Source organism: Mycobacterium sp. IDUB_28 (assembly GCF_055419285.1).
The window spans coordinates 734,091-749,028 of record NZ_JBVAXK010000001.1 but is presented as its reverse complement, the minus strand read 5'-3'; the positions used below and the strand labels follow the sequence as shown (position 1 = coordinate 749,028).

General features: G+C 67.7%; 12 protein-coding genes and 3 pseudogenes. 12 read left to right on the top strand and 3 right to left on the bottom strand.

Translation table 11 applies throughout. From position 1 onward, the window contains the following. The first annotated feature begins 13 nt into the window (after positions 1-13). Positions 14-3,499, top strand: a complete 3,486-nt coding sequence (locus ACZYZ9_RS03495; protein WP_463824790.1) for a non-ribosomal peptide synthetase — start codon at positions 14-16, stop codon at positions 3,497-3,499. A 182-nt stretch (positions 3,500-3,681) separates the two neighbouring features. Continuing rightward, complete coding sequence (locus ACZYZ9_RS03490; protein ID WP_463824789.1) at positions 3,682-4,179, top strand: MTB12 family secreted protein; 498 nt, start codon at positions 3,682-3,684, stop codon at positions 4,177-4,179. Positions 4,180-4,250: 71 nt separating this feature from the next. On the opposite strand, the gene ACZYZ9_RS03485 is transcribed toward ACZYZ9_RS03490, so the two are convergent. Then, positions 4,251-4,550 (bottom strand): type II toxin-antitoxin system VapB family antitoxin, encoded by a 300-nt coding sequence (locus tag ACZYZ9_RS03485; RefSeq protein WP_463824788.1) that lies wholly within the window; start codon positions 4,548-4,550, stop codon positions 4,251-4,253. A gap of 126 nt (positions 4,551-4,676) precedes the next feature. Between ACZYZ9_RS03485 and hrcA the strand changes: the two genes are divergently transcribed. Genes hrcA through ACZYZ9_RS03470 form a run of 3 tightly spaced genes read left to right on the top strand, consistent with a single transcriptional unit; the run spans position 4,677 to position 7,704 of the window. Beyond that, positions 4,677-5,708: a heat-inducible transcriptional repressor HrcA gene (gene hrcA, locus ACZYZ9_RS03480; protein WP_463824787.1), complete on the top strand. Its 1,032-nt coding sequence runs from the start codon at positions 4,677-4,679 to the stop codon at positions 5,706-5,708. A 55-nt stretch (positions 5,709-5,763) separates the two neighbouring features. Then, complete coding sequence (gene dnaJ, locus ACZYZ9_RS03475; protein ID WP_463824786.1) at positions 5,764-6,906, top strand: molecular chaperone DnaJ; 1,143 nt, start codon at positions 5,764-5,766, stop codon at positions 6,904-6,906. Between the two features lie 15 nt (positions 6,907-6,921). Beyond that, positions 6,922-7,704, top strand: coding sequence for a 16S rRNA (uracil(1498)-N(3))-methyltransferase (locus ACZYZ9_RS03470; protein WP_463824785.1), 783 nt, complete (start codon positions 6,922-6,924; stop codon positions 7,702-7,704). Positions 7,705-7,730: 26 nt separating this feature from the next. Here the strand turns inward: ACZYZ9_RS03470 and ACZYZ9_RS03465 are convergent, their stop codons facing one another. Continuing rightward, a complete protein-coding gene (locus ACZYZ9_RS03465) occupies positions 7,731-8,345 on the bottom strand; it encodes a maleylpyruvate isomerase family mycothiol-dependent enzyme (protein ID WP_463824784.1) in 615 nt (204 codons plus the stop codon). A 4-nt stretch (positions 8,346-8,349) separates the two neighbouring features. Further along, positions 8,350-9,234: an alpha/beta hydrolase gene (locus ACZYZ9_RS03460; protein WP_463824783.1), complete on the bottom strand. Its 885-nt coding sequence runs from the start codon at positions 9,232-9,234 to the stop codon at positions 8,350-8,352. A gap of 75 nt (positions 9,235-9,309) precedes the next feature. On the opposite strand from ACZYZ9_RS03460, the gene ACZYZ9_RS03455 reads away from it, so the two are divergent. The 7 genes and pseudogenes from ACZYZ9_RS03455 to era all read left to right on the top strand — a co-directional run bounded on the left by ACZYZ9_RS03455 (position 9,310) and on the right by era (position 14,901). Beyond that, on the top strand, positions 9,310-9,966 hold the full coding sequence (locus ACZYZ9_RS03455) for a TetR/AcrR family transcriptional regulator C-terminal domain-containing protein (protein WP_463824782.1): 657 nt from the start codon (positions 9,310-9,312) through the stop codon (positions 9,964-9,966). Positions 9,967-10,009: 43 nt separating this feature from the next. Further along, a pseudogene (locus ACZYZ9_RS03450) lies at positions 10,010-10,723 on the top strand (PhoH family protein); the annotation flags it as partial. After that, positions 10,712-11,515, top strand: a pseudogene (locus ACZYZ9_RS03445) (LAGLIDADG family homing endonuclease); the annotation flags it as partial. The pseudogenes ACZYZ9_RS03450 and ACZYZ9_RS03445, both read left to right, overlap by 12 nt. Positions 11,516-11,524: 9 nt before the next feature. After that, positions 11,525-12,133, top strand: a pseudogene (locus tag ACZYZ9_RS03440) (PhoH family protein); the annotation flags it as partial. A gap of 18 nt (positions 12,134-12,151) precedes the next feature. After that, positions 12,152-12,685 carry an rRNA maturation RNase YbeY gene (gene ybeY, locus ACZYZ9_RS03435; RefSeq protein ID WP_463824781.1) on the top strand — a complete coding sequence of 178 codons (534 nt, stop codon included), beginning with the start codon at positions 12,152-12,154 and terminating at the stop codon, positions 12,683-12,685. Continuing rightward, the gene (locus ACZYZ9_RS03430) at positions 12,682-13,971 is read left to right on the top strand and encodes a hemolysin family protein (protein WP_463824780.1); all 1,290 of its coding nucleotides are present in this window, start codon (positions 12,682-12,684) and stop codon (positions 13,969-13,971) included. Before ybeY ends, ACZYZ9_RS03430 begins: the two co-directional genes overlap by 4 nt. Positions 13,972-13,995: 24 nt before the next feature. Beyond that, positions 13,996-14,901 carry a GTPase Era gene (gene era, locus ACZYZ9_RS03425; protein ID WP_463824779.1) on the top strand — a complete coding sequence of 302 codons (906 nt, stop codon included), beginning with the start codon at positions 13,996-13,998 and terminating at the stop codon, positions 14,899-14,901. The last annotated feature ends 37 nt before the right edge of the window (positions 14,902-14,938 follow it).

The window sequence follows — 14,938 nt, the reverse complement described above, 5'->3', positions numbered from 1 at the left end:
GAGAGGATGGCAGATGCCGCCGCCCGGCGACGAATGGATCAGCAGGGACGAGATCAAGGCTGTGATCGCGGCCCAACTCGGCTGCCCGACAGCCGATGTGGCAGATCACGACGACCTCATCCAGTTGGGACTGAATTCGATTCGCATGATGGCGCTGGCCGGGGGCTGGCGTAAACGCGGTGCTGCCATCACCTTCGCCGAGCTGGCGGCAGCCCCTACCGTCAATTCCTGGCACGGTCTGCTCAGCGCGGGTCACGCTGCAACGACGCCGGCCCCAACCGCCGAACCTGTTGACGAGACCGTCGCAGTGGACGAGCCGTTCCCGTTGGCGCCCATGCAGCATGCGTACTGGATCGGCCGGTCCGACGAGCAGGAGCTCGGCGGGGTCGCGGCCCACCTCTACGTCGAATTCGACGGCCCCGCAGTAGATCCGCAACGACTCGAGCGGGCGGTGGCCGATCTGGTTGCGGCGCACCCGATGCTGCGTACCCGGTTCCTGCCGGACGGGACGCAGCAGACCATGCCGAAGCCGGGCAAACCGGTCTTTACCGTGGTCGACCTTCGCGGACACGATCCCGGCAGCAGCCGAGCCGCGCTGGAGCAACTACGCGAGCGCAACACGCACCAGCGGCTGTCCATCGAGGAAGGCCAGGTCCTCGACGTCACGCTGAGCCTGCGTGACGGCGACCGCAGCCGATTGCACCTCGACATCGACATGCTCGCCGGCGATGCGATGAGCTACCGGATCCTGATCTCGGATCTGGCCGAGTTGTACCAGGGCGCAACGCCGTCCGCCCCGGGTTACACCTATCGGCGATACCGCACCGAGCGGCAGACGGACACCGCGGCGCGGGACCGGGATCGGCAATGGTGGCAACAGCGACTGCCCGAGCTGCCGGGCGCACCGGAACTGCCCACGGTCGCGGTGGCGGATCGCGTTGCGTCGCAACGCACTGTCCGTTACGACCACTGGCTCGCGCCGGAAGCCAAGGCCCGTTTGGTGGCCGGTGCCCACGCGCGCGGGGTCACCCCGGCCAATGTGTTGGCGGCGGTCTTCGCGGACACCATCGGCGGCTGGTCCGCCCAGGATAGATTCCTGCTCAATGTGCCACTGTTCCAACGTGAGTCGGTGCATCCCGACATCGACCGCGTGGTGGGCGACTTCACCTCGTCGATCATGCTGGAGGTCGACGTCAGCGATAACGTGTCGGTGGCCGAGCGGGCCCGCGACCTTCAGCGCCGCATGTACGAAAGTGGCGCGCACTCGGCGTATTCGGGCCTCGAGGTGCTCAGAGACCTGGGCCGGCACCGTGGTGAGCCGGTGCTGGCACCCGTGGTCTTCACCAGCGCGCTGGATCTCGGCGAACTGTTCGCGGACACGGTGATCGAGACTTTCGGTGAGCCGGAATGGATGATCTCGCAAGGTCCCCAGGTGCTGCTCGACGCCCAGATCACCGAGTTGCGAGGCGGACTGCTGATCAACTGGGATGTCCGGCAATCGGCATTTCCACCGGGCCTGATCGACGCCATGTTCACCAGGTTCACCAAAACGGTGCAACGCCTCGCCCAGTGCGAAGCGGCCTGGGACGCCGAAGCGGCGGTGCGGTTGCCCAGCACGCAGGCGACGGTGCGCGCCGCGATCAACGCGACTGACGGACCGGTCAGCGGACGGTGCCTGCACCAGGGTTTCTTCGACCACGCCGCGGCCGAACCGGACACCCAAGCGGTGGTGTGGGGGGTGCACGGGTCAACCGGTGGCTGGACCTACGGTGACCTCGCGCGGCAGGCGCTTTCGGTGGCCGGGGCGCTCCGGGCGCAGGGCGTCCGACCGGGTGACACCGTTGCGGTCCAGTTGCCCAAGGGCCGCGATCAAATTCCTGCCGTGCTCGGGGTATTGGCCGCCGGAGCCACCTATGTGCCGATCGGATCCGATCAACCGGACGCGCGCCGTGCGAAGATCCTGCAGACCGCCGATATCGTGGCGGCGCTCACCGCCGACGGGACCGATATCGGACCGGGCATCACCTGTCTGTCCATGGCTGCCGCACGCCGGTTTCCAAAACCGCTGCCGGAACCGGTATTTCCGGATACCGCCGCAATCGCGTACGTGATCTTCACCTCCGGCTCGACGGGAATGCCGAAGGGGGTCGACGTCCCGCACAGCGCGGCGATGAACACCATCGACGCGGTCAACGAATGGTTCGATGTCGGCAGCGCCGACCGGGTGCTGGCGCTGTCCGCACTCGAGTTCGACGCCTCCGTGTACGACATCTTCGGCATGTTCTCGGTGGGCGGTTCGCTGGTAGCCGTCGACGCGCAGGAGAAGGCCGCGGCCACCATCTGGGTGGAATTGCTGCGCCGGCACCGGGTTTCGATCCTCAATTGTGTGCCGAGCATGCTCGACATGATTCTGGAGCTCGGCGGCGACCGGCTGGGAGACTCGTTGCGCGCGGTCACCCTCGGCGGAGACTGGGTGGGAGCCGACCTGGCGCGCAGGTTGGCCAAGCAGGTGCCGGGCTGCCGTTTCTCCGGCCTGGGCGGAGCCACGGAGACCGCCATCCACAACACCATCTGCGAAGTGGTGGGCGAACCGCCGGCGCACTGGACCACGGTGCCGTTCGGTGTGCCGCTGCGCAACGTGCGCTGCCGGGTGGTGTCGCCGTCGGGTCGCGACTGCCTGGACTGGGTGCCCGGTGAATTCTGGGTGGGTGGCGCCAACGTCGCCGCCGGCTATCGCAACGACGCCGAGCGCACCGCGAAGCGCTTCGTCGAGCACGACGGTCTGCGTTGGTACAAGACGGGGGACATGGCCCGGTACTGGCCGGACGGCACCATCGAGTTCCTCGGCCGAGCCGACCATCAGGTGCAGATCCGCGGGTACCGAGTCGAACTCGGCGAGGTCGAGAGCGCGCTTCGCACGGTGCCCGGCGTGCGCCACGCCGTCGCAACCGTCGTCGGGGCCAACGCGCCCAAGCTCGTCGCCGCGGTCTCCGGCGACCCGGTTGACACCGACGCCGTCAGTGCGGCGGTCGCCGACCTGCTGCCCGGTTACATGGTGCCGACCCGGGTCGTCTACCTGGATCGAATTCCGTTGACCTCCAACGGCAAATTGGACCGGCGCGCGGTGCTGGCACTACTCGAACCGGTCGCGGCCTCGGGCATTCCCGCCAGCGAGCCGCGCACCGATCTGGATGCCGCCCTCGTCGAGATCTTCGCCGAGGTACTCGGCGTCGAGTCGGTCGGGGTGCACGACGATTTCTTCGCGCAGGGGGGTGACTCGGTGCTGGCCACCACAGTCGTCGCCCGCATCCGCGAATGGCTCGACGTGGATCACGCAGTGGTCTCCGACCTGTTCGCCACCCGCAGCGTCGCCGGGCTGGCCGACCGGCTGCAGCAGCGGGAGGCACAGCGCGGCACACCGGGTCGGTTGAGCGTCATCGCGCGGCACTACCTCGACGTCGCGGCGTTGTCCGACGAAGAGGTGCTTGCCGAAGGCTGAGTGGGCGTTGCCACAGTTTCCGGCGCAGCGCAGTGGCTACTCAGCTACTCATGCCGGTTACACAGCTCAGCCACAGCCTCGCCGGACCGTTGCGCGCTAGCGTGATGTAACGCAACTTGACTCACAAGCGAAACAACAGTCACATTGACCACACCCGACCGGGTGCGAACAGGGGGACCTCCATGCAGTTCATCACATCCATCGTCGTCGGAGCGGCGGCGGTGGCGACCATCGGCGCCGCAGCCGGTGTCACCTCGGTCACGGCGCTGCCCGGCTACCAGGTTCAGCCCGCCGCCTTCGGTGCGCCGCTGCCGCAGGACCCGGCGCCCACCGCCGCGGTCCCGACCGCAGCGCAGCTCACCGGCATCCTCACCAGCCTTGCCGACCCGAGCGTGTCCTTCACCAACAAGAGCAACCTGGTCGAAGGCGGAATCGGCGGGACTGAGGCGCACCTCGCCGACCACCAGCTAAAGAAGGCCGAAAAGAACGGACAGCTGCCCCTGTCGTTCAGCATTGCCAACATCGCGCCCGCCCCCGGCGGATCAGCGACTGCTGACGTCTCGGTCTCCGGTCCCAAGCTCTCCCCGCCGGTCACCCAGAGCGTCACGTTCGTCAACCAGGGCGGTTGGGTGCTGGCGCGCAGCTCGGCGATGGAACTGCTCAAGGCCGCCTCACGCTGATCGGGCGCGAGCAGACGCAAAAGCACCCTTTTCCCACGTGAAAAGGGTGCTTTTGCGTCTGCTCGGCCCGGTTAAGCCATGTCCATGTCATAGACCCGGGCATGCAGGACGGTGCGGTTCCGCAGCGCCGCCCGCACCGCTCGGTGCAGGCCGTCCTCCAGGTAGACGACGCCCCGCCACTTGACCGCGTGCGGAAACAGATCGCCGTAGAAGGTGGAGTCCTCCGAGAGCAGGCGGTCCAGCTCCAGGACCCTGGTCGTGGTGACCAACTCGTCGAGGCGGATCTGCTGCGGTGGGATCTGGGACCAGTCCCGGTAGGTCAACCCGTGTTCGGGGTAGGGCTTGCCCTCGCGCACGCCTTTGAAGATCACCCGCCAAAGGCTAGTCGCCGCACCGCGCCGACGAGGCGTTGGCCACGGATCGCCCGGTTGTCGGGTGCGCTGCAGCTGAGACCGTAAAATGAAGCCTGTTTCAGGTACCCAGGAGGTGAAGAGTCAATGGCCAGCGCGGACGAACGTCGCTTTCAGGTGTTGCACGCCATCGTTGCCGACTTCGTCGCCACCCACGAACCGATCGGCTCGAAGTCTCTGGTGGAACGGCACAATCTCGGCGTCTCCAGTGCCACCGTCCGCAACGACATGGCGGTGCTCGAGGCCGAGGGGTACATCACCCAGCCGCACACCAGTTCCGGGCGGGTGCCCACGGAAAAGGGTTACCGCGAATTCGTCGATCGCCTCGACGACGTCAAGCCGCTGTCCTCGGCCGAACGCCGCGCCATCCAGGCTTTCCTGGAATCCGGTGTCGACCTCGACGACGTGCTGCGGCGAGCGGTGCGCCTGCTGGCTCAGCTGACCCGGCAGGTGGCCGTGGTGCAGTATCCGACGCTGTCCACGTCGACCGTGCGCCACCTGGAAGTGATTGCGCTGACCCCGGCCCGGCTGCTGATGGTGGTCATCACCGACTCCGGCCGGGTGGACCAGCGCATCGTCGAACTCGGTGACGTCATCGACGACCACCAGCTCACCCAGCTGCGCGAGATGCTGGGCCAGGCGTTGATCGGCAAGCGGCTGTCCGCGGCCTCGGTGGCGGTGGCCGACCTCGCCGGCCGGCTGCACGGCGGCGACGGACTGGGCGATGCGGTCGGCCGCTCGGCGACGGTGTTGCTGGAATCGCTCGTCGAGCACACCGAGGAGCGCCTGTTGTTGGGCGGCACCGCCAATTTGACCCGTAACGCGGCGGATTTCGGCGGTTCGCTGCGGCCCATCCTGGAAGCCCTCGAGGAACAGGTGGTGGTGCTGCGGCTGCTGGCCGCGCAGCAGGAAGCGGGCAAGGTCACGGTGCGCATCGGCCACGAGACCGAAGCCGAGCAGATAGCGGGCACCTCGATGGTGTCCACCGTCTACGGCAGCCACGACACCGTCTACGGCGGCATGGGCGTGTTGGGTCCCACCCGGATGGACTATCCGGGAACCATGGCGAGTGTCGCAGCGGTTGCCATGTATATCGGCGAAGTGCTGGGTGCTCGTTGACCCGGCTCCGGAGTTTGTGAACCGCCCCCGCGAGGGGGCCTAGAAAGGGCTGATCGTGGCACGCGATTACTACGGGTTGCTCGGCGTGAACAAAGGCGCCAACGACGCCGAGATCAAACGCGCCTATCGAAAGCTGGCGCGCGAGCTGCACCCCGACGTCAACCCAGACCAGGCGGCGCAAGCGAAATTCCAGGAGATCAGTGCCGCCTACGAGGTGCTGAGCGACCCGGAGAAGCGCCGGATCGTCGACCTGGGCGGTGACCCGCTGGAAAGCGCCGGTGCCGGTAACGGCTTCGGCGGCTTCGGTGGGCTGGGCGATGTCTTCGAGGCGTTCTTCGGCGGAGGTTTCAGCGGTGGCGGCTCCCGCGGACCGGTCGGCCGGGTACGGCCCGGTTCGGACTCGCTGTTGCGGATGCGCCTTGATCTCGAGGAGTGCGCGAACGGCGTCACCAAGCAGGTCGCCGTCGACACCGCGGTGTTGTGTGACCGCTGCCAGGGCAAGGGCACCAACGGCGATTCGGCGCCGGTTCCCTGCGACACCTGCGCTGGTCGCGGGGAGGTGCAGAGCGTGCAGCGCTCGCTGCTGGGCCAGATGTTGACCTCGCGGCCGTGCCCCACCTGCCGCGGCGTGGGCGTCGTCATCCCCGATCCCTGCTACCAGTGCATGGGCGACGGCCGGGTGCGCGCCCGGCGGGACATCACCGTCAAGATCCCGGCCGGCGTCGCCGAGGGGATGCGGGTGCGGCTCGCCGCGCAGGGCGAGGTGGGCCCGGGCGGTGGGCCGGCCGGCGACCTGTACGTCGAGGTCCACGAGCAGGCTCACGACATCTTCGCCCGGGAGGGCGACGACCTGCACTGCTCGGTCTCGGTGCCGATGGTCGACGCCGCCCTCGGCGCCACGGTGACGCTGGATGCCATTCTGGACGGCCCCAGCGAGATCGTGATCCCGCCGGGCACCCAGCCGGGGTCCACCATCACGCTGCGCGGCAAAGGGATGCCGCAGTTGCGATCCGGCGCCCGCGGGGATCTGCACGTGCACGTCGAGGTGGTGGTACCCACCCGCCTGGACCACCATGACACCGAATTGCTGCGTGAGTTGAAGAGCCGCCGCAACCGGGACGTCGCAGAGGTTCGCTCGGCGCACGCCGGTGGTGGCGGCCTGTTCAGCAGGCTGCGCGAAACCTTCACCGGGCGTTAGCTTTCCGGGGCTCATATGGTGGCCACGCTGTTCTACGTCGACGCGCTGTCCGACGCCGGTTCGCTGGTGGTCGTGGACGGTGACGAGGGCTTCCACGCCGCCACCGTGCGACGGATCCGCCCCGGCGAGGAGTTGGTGCTCGGCGACGGTTGCGGCGGGCTGGCCCACAGCGTGGTGGAACACGCCGGACGCGACGGGTTGCGGGCCCGGGTGCTGCAGCGCTGGACCGCCGCCGCCGCGGCGCCGGCGGTGACGGTGGTGCAGGCGCTGCCCAAATCCGAGCGCTCCGAGTTGGCCGTCGAACTGGCCACCGAAGCCGGTGCCGATGCTTTTCTGGCCTGGCAGTCGGCGCGGTGTGTCGCCTCCTGGGAGGGGGCGCGGGTGGAGAAAGGGTTGCGGCGGTGGCGCGCGGTGACGCGTGCGGCGGCCCGTCAGTCCCGTCGGGCATACATCCCGCAGGTCGAGGGGGTGTTGTCCACCAAGGCGCTGGTCGCGAGAGTGCGCGATCGAGCCGCCGGCACCCTGGTGCTCGTGTTGCACGAGTCGGCGTCCGATCGTCTTGCTGATGTTGTTGTGGCGCAAGCTGATTCGGTGCTGCTCGTGATCGGCCCGGAGGGCGGCATCACGCCCGACGAGATCCAGGCGCTGACCGGCGCCGGGGCGATCAGCGTGCGGCTCGGCCCGACCGTGCTGCGCACCTCCACCGCGGCGGCCGTGGCGTTGGGCGCGCTGGGCGTGCTCACCCCGCGCTGGGATTCGCCGGCCGACTGTGAAGTTGACGACGGGACACGCCGATGACCCGTCGCAGGATCCACAGTGGACGCTCAGATGCGGGCGCGTAGCTCGCCGACGCCGTCGCCGCTGAGCTGATCGAGCGCCCACGGGCGTCCGGCCAGCACCGAGGCGAGTTGCGCGGCCCCACCGCTGACCCGCAGTTCGCCGCTGCCGTGCGTCCAATCTGTGTCGGTGGCATGCAGATTCAGGCCGCGTGCCCGCGCGGCGGCCGGCACGAACGGATTGGGCACTCGCACCTGGGTGTCGAGCACTGCGACCAAGCATTCCGGTGCCACCTCTGGTTGCCGGCCGAGTGCGAAAGCGATGTCGAGCTCGTGAATCACGTGATCGCCCAACAGGAGTCGGCGCGGAAAGAGGCGGCCGAGGCCACGGGGCCGCTCGGTCAGGGCTGCGAAATCGTCGACGAGTTCGACGGGGCTGCGCCGCTGCGCACAGTCAACGGCCAGCGCGGTGTTGGCGCGGTCGAACGAGCCGCGGTGGGCAGCCATGGCCACGGCCACGGTGACCGGCGACGATCCGTAGCCGATGACGAGGTGAGCCAGCACCTCGTGGTTGGTCCATTCGGCGCACAGGCTGGGCTGGGCCCAGTCCGCGTCCGTCCGGCTCTTGGCGAACTGGACGAAACGAATATCGTTGGTATGCAACAGGTTACGCAACACGGAGGTGCTCCCGCAGGAATTCGGTCTGGTCGGCGAGCAGGTCGGCCAGCAGCGGCGGGTGGTAGATCTGGAAATGGTCGCCGTCGTAGTGGCGTGCGACTCCGCGCGGTGCCTGCCGGGCCACGTCTTCGGCGTGGCGCGGATCCATCAGCGTCTCCCGGTCCGACACGCACACCAGCAATGGTGCGGCGATCCGGCGGGCCGCTCGCTTGGCGCTGGTGACGGCGATCTCGACCACGTTGCAGGCGGCGATGCGGTTGTCGAAGGTGCCGCCCGGATCCACTGTCGAGTCCCACCCGTCTGCGGCGCCCGCCACGGTGACCGCTGCCAGGGTGCCCGGCTGCCCGACGATCGGGACGTAGTGGCGGCGCCGTCGCAGGGCCGCGCGGCCGGCATCGGCGACAATGGCCGGCCCGATCCGCAGCACCGCCGACGGACCCAACCTGGCGAGGACGGCGGGCCCGTCGACGATGGGGCACTGCACCACCACGGCGGCCAGCCCGGTGTCTGCCGCGGCGACCCGCAGCACATGCATGGCGCCCAAGCTGGTGCCCCACAGGGCGACGCGGGTGGCGTCGACCTCGGGCAGTGCGCGCACGTGCCGCACCGCGGCCACGATGTCCTGGCGATGGCGGCGCAGGCTGAGTCGCTGCCGCGGGGTGCCCTCGGAGTCGCCGAGGTTGCGGTAGTCGAAAGCCAGGGTGGCCAGGCCGGCGGCGGCGAAGTGCCGTTCGTAGCGGGCCAGCGCCATGGTGTGGTTGGCGCCCAGGCCGTGCGCAAGGACCACGCAGGGGTGCGGTCCGGCGCCGTCCGGTCGGGTGAGCCAGGCGGCGCAATGAGTGCCGTGCGAAACGAATGCGGTGCGGGTGGTCATGAGCTCCTCCAGATAAGTACGGTGTACGTGTTGTACTATGCGTACGTTGTACGTGTCAACCGGAAGGAGAAGTTCGTGCGGGCGCGCTTCACCGTCTCCGAGATCGCCAGGGCCGCGCTGGACATCGTCGACCGCGACGGACTGGGCGGGCTGAGCATGCGGTCGTTGGCCGGGTCCCTGAGCACCGGCCCGATGACGCTCTATAACTACGTCAAGGACCGGGGTGAACTCGAGGAGCTGGTCGCCGAGGCGGTCATCGCGGAAATCGTCATCCCGGCGCCCACCGAGGATTGGAGTGCGGATGTGCGCGCGATCGCGATCGCGATGTGGGAGACGGTGCGTCGACACCCCAACGCCGTCCCGCTGGTGCTGACCCGGCGCACCGTGTCGGCCTCGAGCTATCTGGCGGCGGATCGGCTGATCGGCGCCCTCGCGCGCGCCGGGCTCACCGACGTCGACCTGTTGGCCGGCTTCCGGGCCGTGCTCGGACTGGTAATGGGCACCGCGCAGGCGGAGCTGGCCGGACCGCTGGCCGGCGCCGGGCGGGACCGCGAACAGGGTGACGTGGCGGCGCGGATGGGCGCGCTCGCCGGCGTCCAGCATCCGCACATCGCCGCTCTGGCGCAGGTCAGCCGCAAATCGACGGCGGCACAGGACTTCGAACGTGGTCTGCAGATCTTGCTGGCGGGCGTTGAATCATTGGGAAGCGGCAGTGCGGCTTCGCTAGACTGAGGTGCCCCGTCCGACAGGCCAGAAATCAGGTAGCAGAGACCACGTGACGCCCCGCGAGACCCGCGCTGCTGAGGCTGCTCGTCAGCCCAACTCTCAAGTGCGCAGCAGCATCGACGTTCCGCCCGACCTCGTCGTGGGCCTGCTCGGCTCGGCCGACGAGAATCTGCGTGCTCTCGAGCGCGACCTCAGTGCGGGGCTGCATGTGCGCGGCAATACCGTCAGCATCTCCGGCGAGCCCGCCGACGTGGCGCTCGCCGAACGCGCGGTTGCCGAGTTGGTGGCCATTGCCGGTCGCGGCCAGTCGCTGACACCGGAAGTGGTGCGTCGCAGCGTCGCCATGCTCGTCGGCACCGGCAACGAATCGCCGGCCGAGGTCCTCACGTTGGACATCCTGTCGCGGCGCGGCAAGACGATCCGGCCCAAGACGCTCAACCAGAAGCACTACGTGGACGCGATCGACAACCACACCATCGTGTTCGGGATCGGCCCGGCCGGCACCGGCAAGACGTATCTGGCCATGGCTAAGGCCGTGCACGCGTTGCAGACCAAGCAGGTGACCCGGATCATCCTGACCCGCCCGGCGGTGGAAGCCGGTGAGCGCCTTGGCTTTCTGCCCGGCACGCTCAGCGAGAAGATCGACCCCTATCTGCGGCCGCTGTACGACGCGCTCTACGACATGATGGATTCCGAGCTGATCCCGAAGCTGATGTCGGCCGGGGTGATCGAAGTGGCGCCGCTGGCGTACATGCGTGGTAGGGCGCAGCCGTTGTCCACGAAAGTCCTTACGCCGGAAGGGTTCCGGCCGATCGGCGACCTCGAAGTCGGAGACTTCGTCATCGGCTCGGACGGCCACCCGACGAAGGTATTAGGGGTCTATCCGCAAGGTTTCAAGGAAATCTATCGCGTCTCGACCCAGGACGGCTCGTCGACATTGGCGTCCGGGGATCACCTCTGGTCGGTCTACACGCGATCTGATCGGCGTCGGGGCAAGCCCGCTCGTGTGCTGCAGACCAAAGAGATGATCGGCAACCTGCGGGCGGCGCACTACCACCGCTACGAACTGCCGCTACTGAGTGCGCCGGTCAGCTTTGCGCCGCGGCCAGTCCCGCTCGATCCGTACGCGCTGGGCCTGCTGCTGGGCGACGGGTGCATCACATGTGCGACGACACCAACCTTTTCGACCGCCGATCCCGAACTGGCCGCAGCGTTGGCCCGGCTGATTCCCGGCATCGAGATGCGGCAAACGTCAGAATTGGAGTACGTGCTCAACCGCGCCGGTCGTCCCCGCGGGTCGATGCCGAACCCGGTCACGGTTGCACTGCGCCAGCTCAACCTGGCGGGCACGACATCGGATACCAAGTTCATTCCGAAGGATTACCTGCTCAACTCGCCTGATGTACGGCTGGCGGTCCTGCAGGGTTTGCTCGACAGTGACGGAGGTCTCGTCAGTCAGCAGGGCCGCAGGTGTCGTATTCAGATGACGACGGTCTCCGACCGGTTGCGCGATGACGTGACCTTCCTTGTTCAGTCACTCGGCGGTGTCGTTTACCAGCGCACCGGGCCTGCCGCGGGACGGAAACCAGGACTCGCTGGAGGCCGAGCGGTCTATTACCGATCGGACGCCAACATTCTGAACATTCGTCTGCCTGCCGGCCTCGTTCCATTCCGGTCGACTCGGAAAGCGGTCGAGTACGAAGCCGACAGCGGCGGTCATCCGATGCGATTCGTGGACAGCATCGAGCCAGCCGGAACTGAAGAAGCAGTGTGCATCCAGGTCGCGGCGGCGGACTCGTTGTACGTGACCCAGGATTTCCTGCTCACCCATAACACGTTGAACGACGCGTTCATCGTCCTCGACGAGGCGCAGAACACCACCGCCGAGCAGATGAAGATGTTCCTCACCCGGCTCGGCTTCGGGTCCAAGGTCGTGGTCACCGGTGACGTCACCCAGGTCGACCTGCCCGGCGGCGCGCGATCAGGCCTGCGGGCGGCGGTCGACATCCTCGACGACATCGACGACATCCACATCGCCGAGTTGACCAGCCAGGATGTGGTCCGCCATCGGCTCGTCGGGGAAATCGTGGACGCCTACGCGCGGTACGAGGAGCCCGCCAACGGTATGAACCGGGCGGCTCGGCGGGCATCCGGCGGTCGCAATCGTCGATGATGAGTGCGTGAACGTCATATGAGCATCGAAGTCTCCAACGAGTCCGGCATCGACGTCTCGGAAGTCGAGCTGGTCAGCGTCGCGCGGTTCGTCATCGCGCAGATGGACGTCCACCCGGCCGCCGAACTGTCCATGGTGCTGCTGGACACCGCGGCCATGGCCGACCTGCACATGCGCTGGATGGATCTGCCCGGGCCAACCGACGTGATGAGCTTCCCGATGGACGAGCTCGAACCGGGTGGACGGCCCGACGCGCCCGACCCGGGACCGGCCATGCTCGGTGACATCGTGTTGTGCCCGGAATTCGCAGCCAAGCAGGCGGCCGCTGCGGGCCACAGTCTCGGACACGAACTGGCGCTGCTCACCATTCACGGCGTGCTGCACCTGCTCGGCTACGACCACGGCGAACCCGCCGAGGAACGCGAGATGTTCGCGCTGCAGGACCGGCTGCTCGAGGAATGGGTGGCCGAACAGGTCGAGGCGTATCAACTCAATCGGCAGGAAGAACGCGACCGCCGGTTATTGGACAAGTCAAGGTATTTCGAGAATTGACCGGCCTGTCGCAAGTGCTCGGTGCGATCGTGTTGATCGGTCTGGGCGGACTCTTTGCGATGCTCGACGCCGCCGTCAGCACGGTGTCCCTGGCCCGCGTCCAGGAGCTGGTGCGCGACGAGCGGCCCGGCGCCCAGGCGTTGCAGAAGGTCGTGGCCGATCGGCCCCGCTACATCAACTTGGTGGTGTTGCTGCGCATCGTGTGCGAGATCACCGCGACAGCGCTATTGGTGGTCACTTTCCGGGATCACGTGAGCCACCACTGGGGGCTGTACTACGCGGCGGCCCTGATGGTCGTCACCAGTTTCGTCGCCATCGGTGTCGGTCCGCGCACCCTCGGCCGCCAGCACGCCTACTCGATTGCGCTGGCGACCGCGCTTCCGCTGCAAGTGATGTCGTGGTTGCTGATGCCGGTCAGCCGGTTGCTGGTGTTGCTGGGCAACGCACTCACCCCCGGCCGCGGTTTCCGCAACGGGCCGTTCGCATCCGAAATCGAATTGCGCGAAGTCGTCGACCTGGCTCAGCAGCGCGGCGTGGTGGCCGCCGACGAGCGCCGGATGATCGAGTCGGTTTTCGAACTCGGCGACACTCCGGCGCGCGAGGTGATGGTGCCACGGACCGAGATGGTGTGGATCGAGGGCGACAAGTCCGCCGGACAGGCGATCGCGCTGGCGGTGCGCAGCGGACATTCCCGCATCCCGGTGATCGGCGAGAACGTCGACGACATCCTCGGGGTGGTGTATCTGAAAGATCTGGTGCGGCAACGGTGGTTCGCCGGCGACGCCAGTCGCGAGTCGTCGGTGGCGCAGGTGATGCGCCCGGCGGTTTTCGTGCCGGACTCCAAACCGCTGGACGCGCTGTTGCGTGAAATGCAGCGCGACCGCAACCACATGGCGCTGCTGGTCGACGAATACGGCGCCATCGCAGGACTGGTGAGCATCGAGGACGTCCTGGAGGAGATCGTCGGGGAGATCGCCGACGAGTACGACGAAGCCGAGACCGCGCCGGTGGAAGAGCTGGGGGACAACCGCTTCCGGGTGTCCGCCCGGTTGCCGATCGAGGACGTGGGCGAGTTGTACGGTGTCGAGTTCGACGACGATCTCGACGTGGACACGGTGGGCGGCCTGCTGGCCCTGGAATTGGGCCGGGTGCCGCTGCCGGGTGCCGAAGTGGTTTCGCACGGCCTGCTGCTGCACGCCGAAGGCGGCCGTGACCACCGGGGCCGGGTCCGGATCGGCACCGTCCTGCTCAGTCCGGTCGAGACGGAAGAGGACGACGATGAGTGAGCTCCTCGACGAGTTGGGGACGCTGTGACCAGCGACGAATTCCGTTCCGGCTTCGTGTGTTTGGTGGGACGCCCCAACACCGGCAAGTCGACTCTGACCAACGCGCTCGTCGGTGCGAAAGTGGCGATCACCTCGATGCGTCCGCAGACCACCCGACACACCATTCGCGGGATCGTGCACCGGGAGAACTTCCAGATCGTGCTGGTGGACACCCCGGGTCTGCACCGGCCGCGCACCCTGCTGGGTAAGCGCCTCAACGACCTGGTCCGCGACACCTACACCGAGGTCGACATCATCGGGCTGTGCATCCCGGCCGACGAACCGATCGGTCCGGGGGACCGCTGGATCGTCGAACAGATCGCGTCGGTCGCCCCGAAGACCACGCTGGTGGCCATCGTCACCAAGATCGACAAGGTGCCGAAAGACCGGGTGGCCGCCCAGCTGGTGGCGGTCAGCGAACTCGTTCCGACAGCGGCCGAAATCGTCCCGGTCTCAGCCGTTTCCGGTGCGCAGGTGGACGTGTTGATCGAGGTGCTGGCCGCGGCGTTGCCGCCCGGTCCGGCTTACTACCCTGACGGCGAGCTGACCGACGAACCCGAAGAGGTGCTGATGGCCGAGCTGATCCGCGAGGCCGCCCTGGAAGGGGTGCGCGACGAGCTGCCGCATTCGCTGGCCGTGGTGATCGACGAGGTCGAGCCGCGCGAGGGGCGCGACGACCTGATCGATGTGTACGCCGTGCTGTATGTCGAGCGGGACAGCCAGAAAGGCATCGTGATCGGCAAGGGCGGCGCGCGTCTTCGCGAGGTGGGCAGCGCCGCACGCACTCAGATCGAGAAGCTGCTCGGCACCAAGGTGTACCTCGACTTGCGGGTCAAGGTGGCCAAGAACTGGCAACGCGATCCCAAACAGCTTGGGCGCCTTGGCTTCTGAGTCGCCACATGCGATGCCCTACCGCAACACCTGCCGC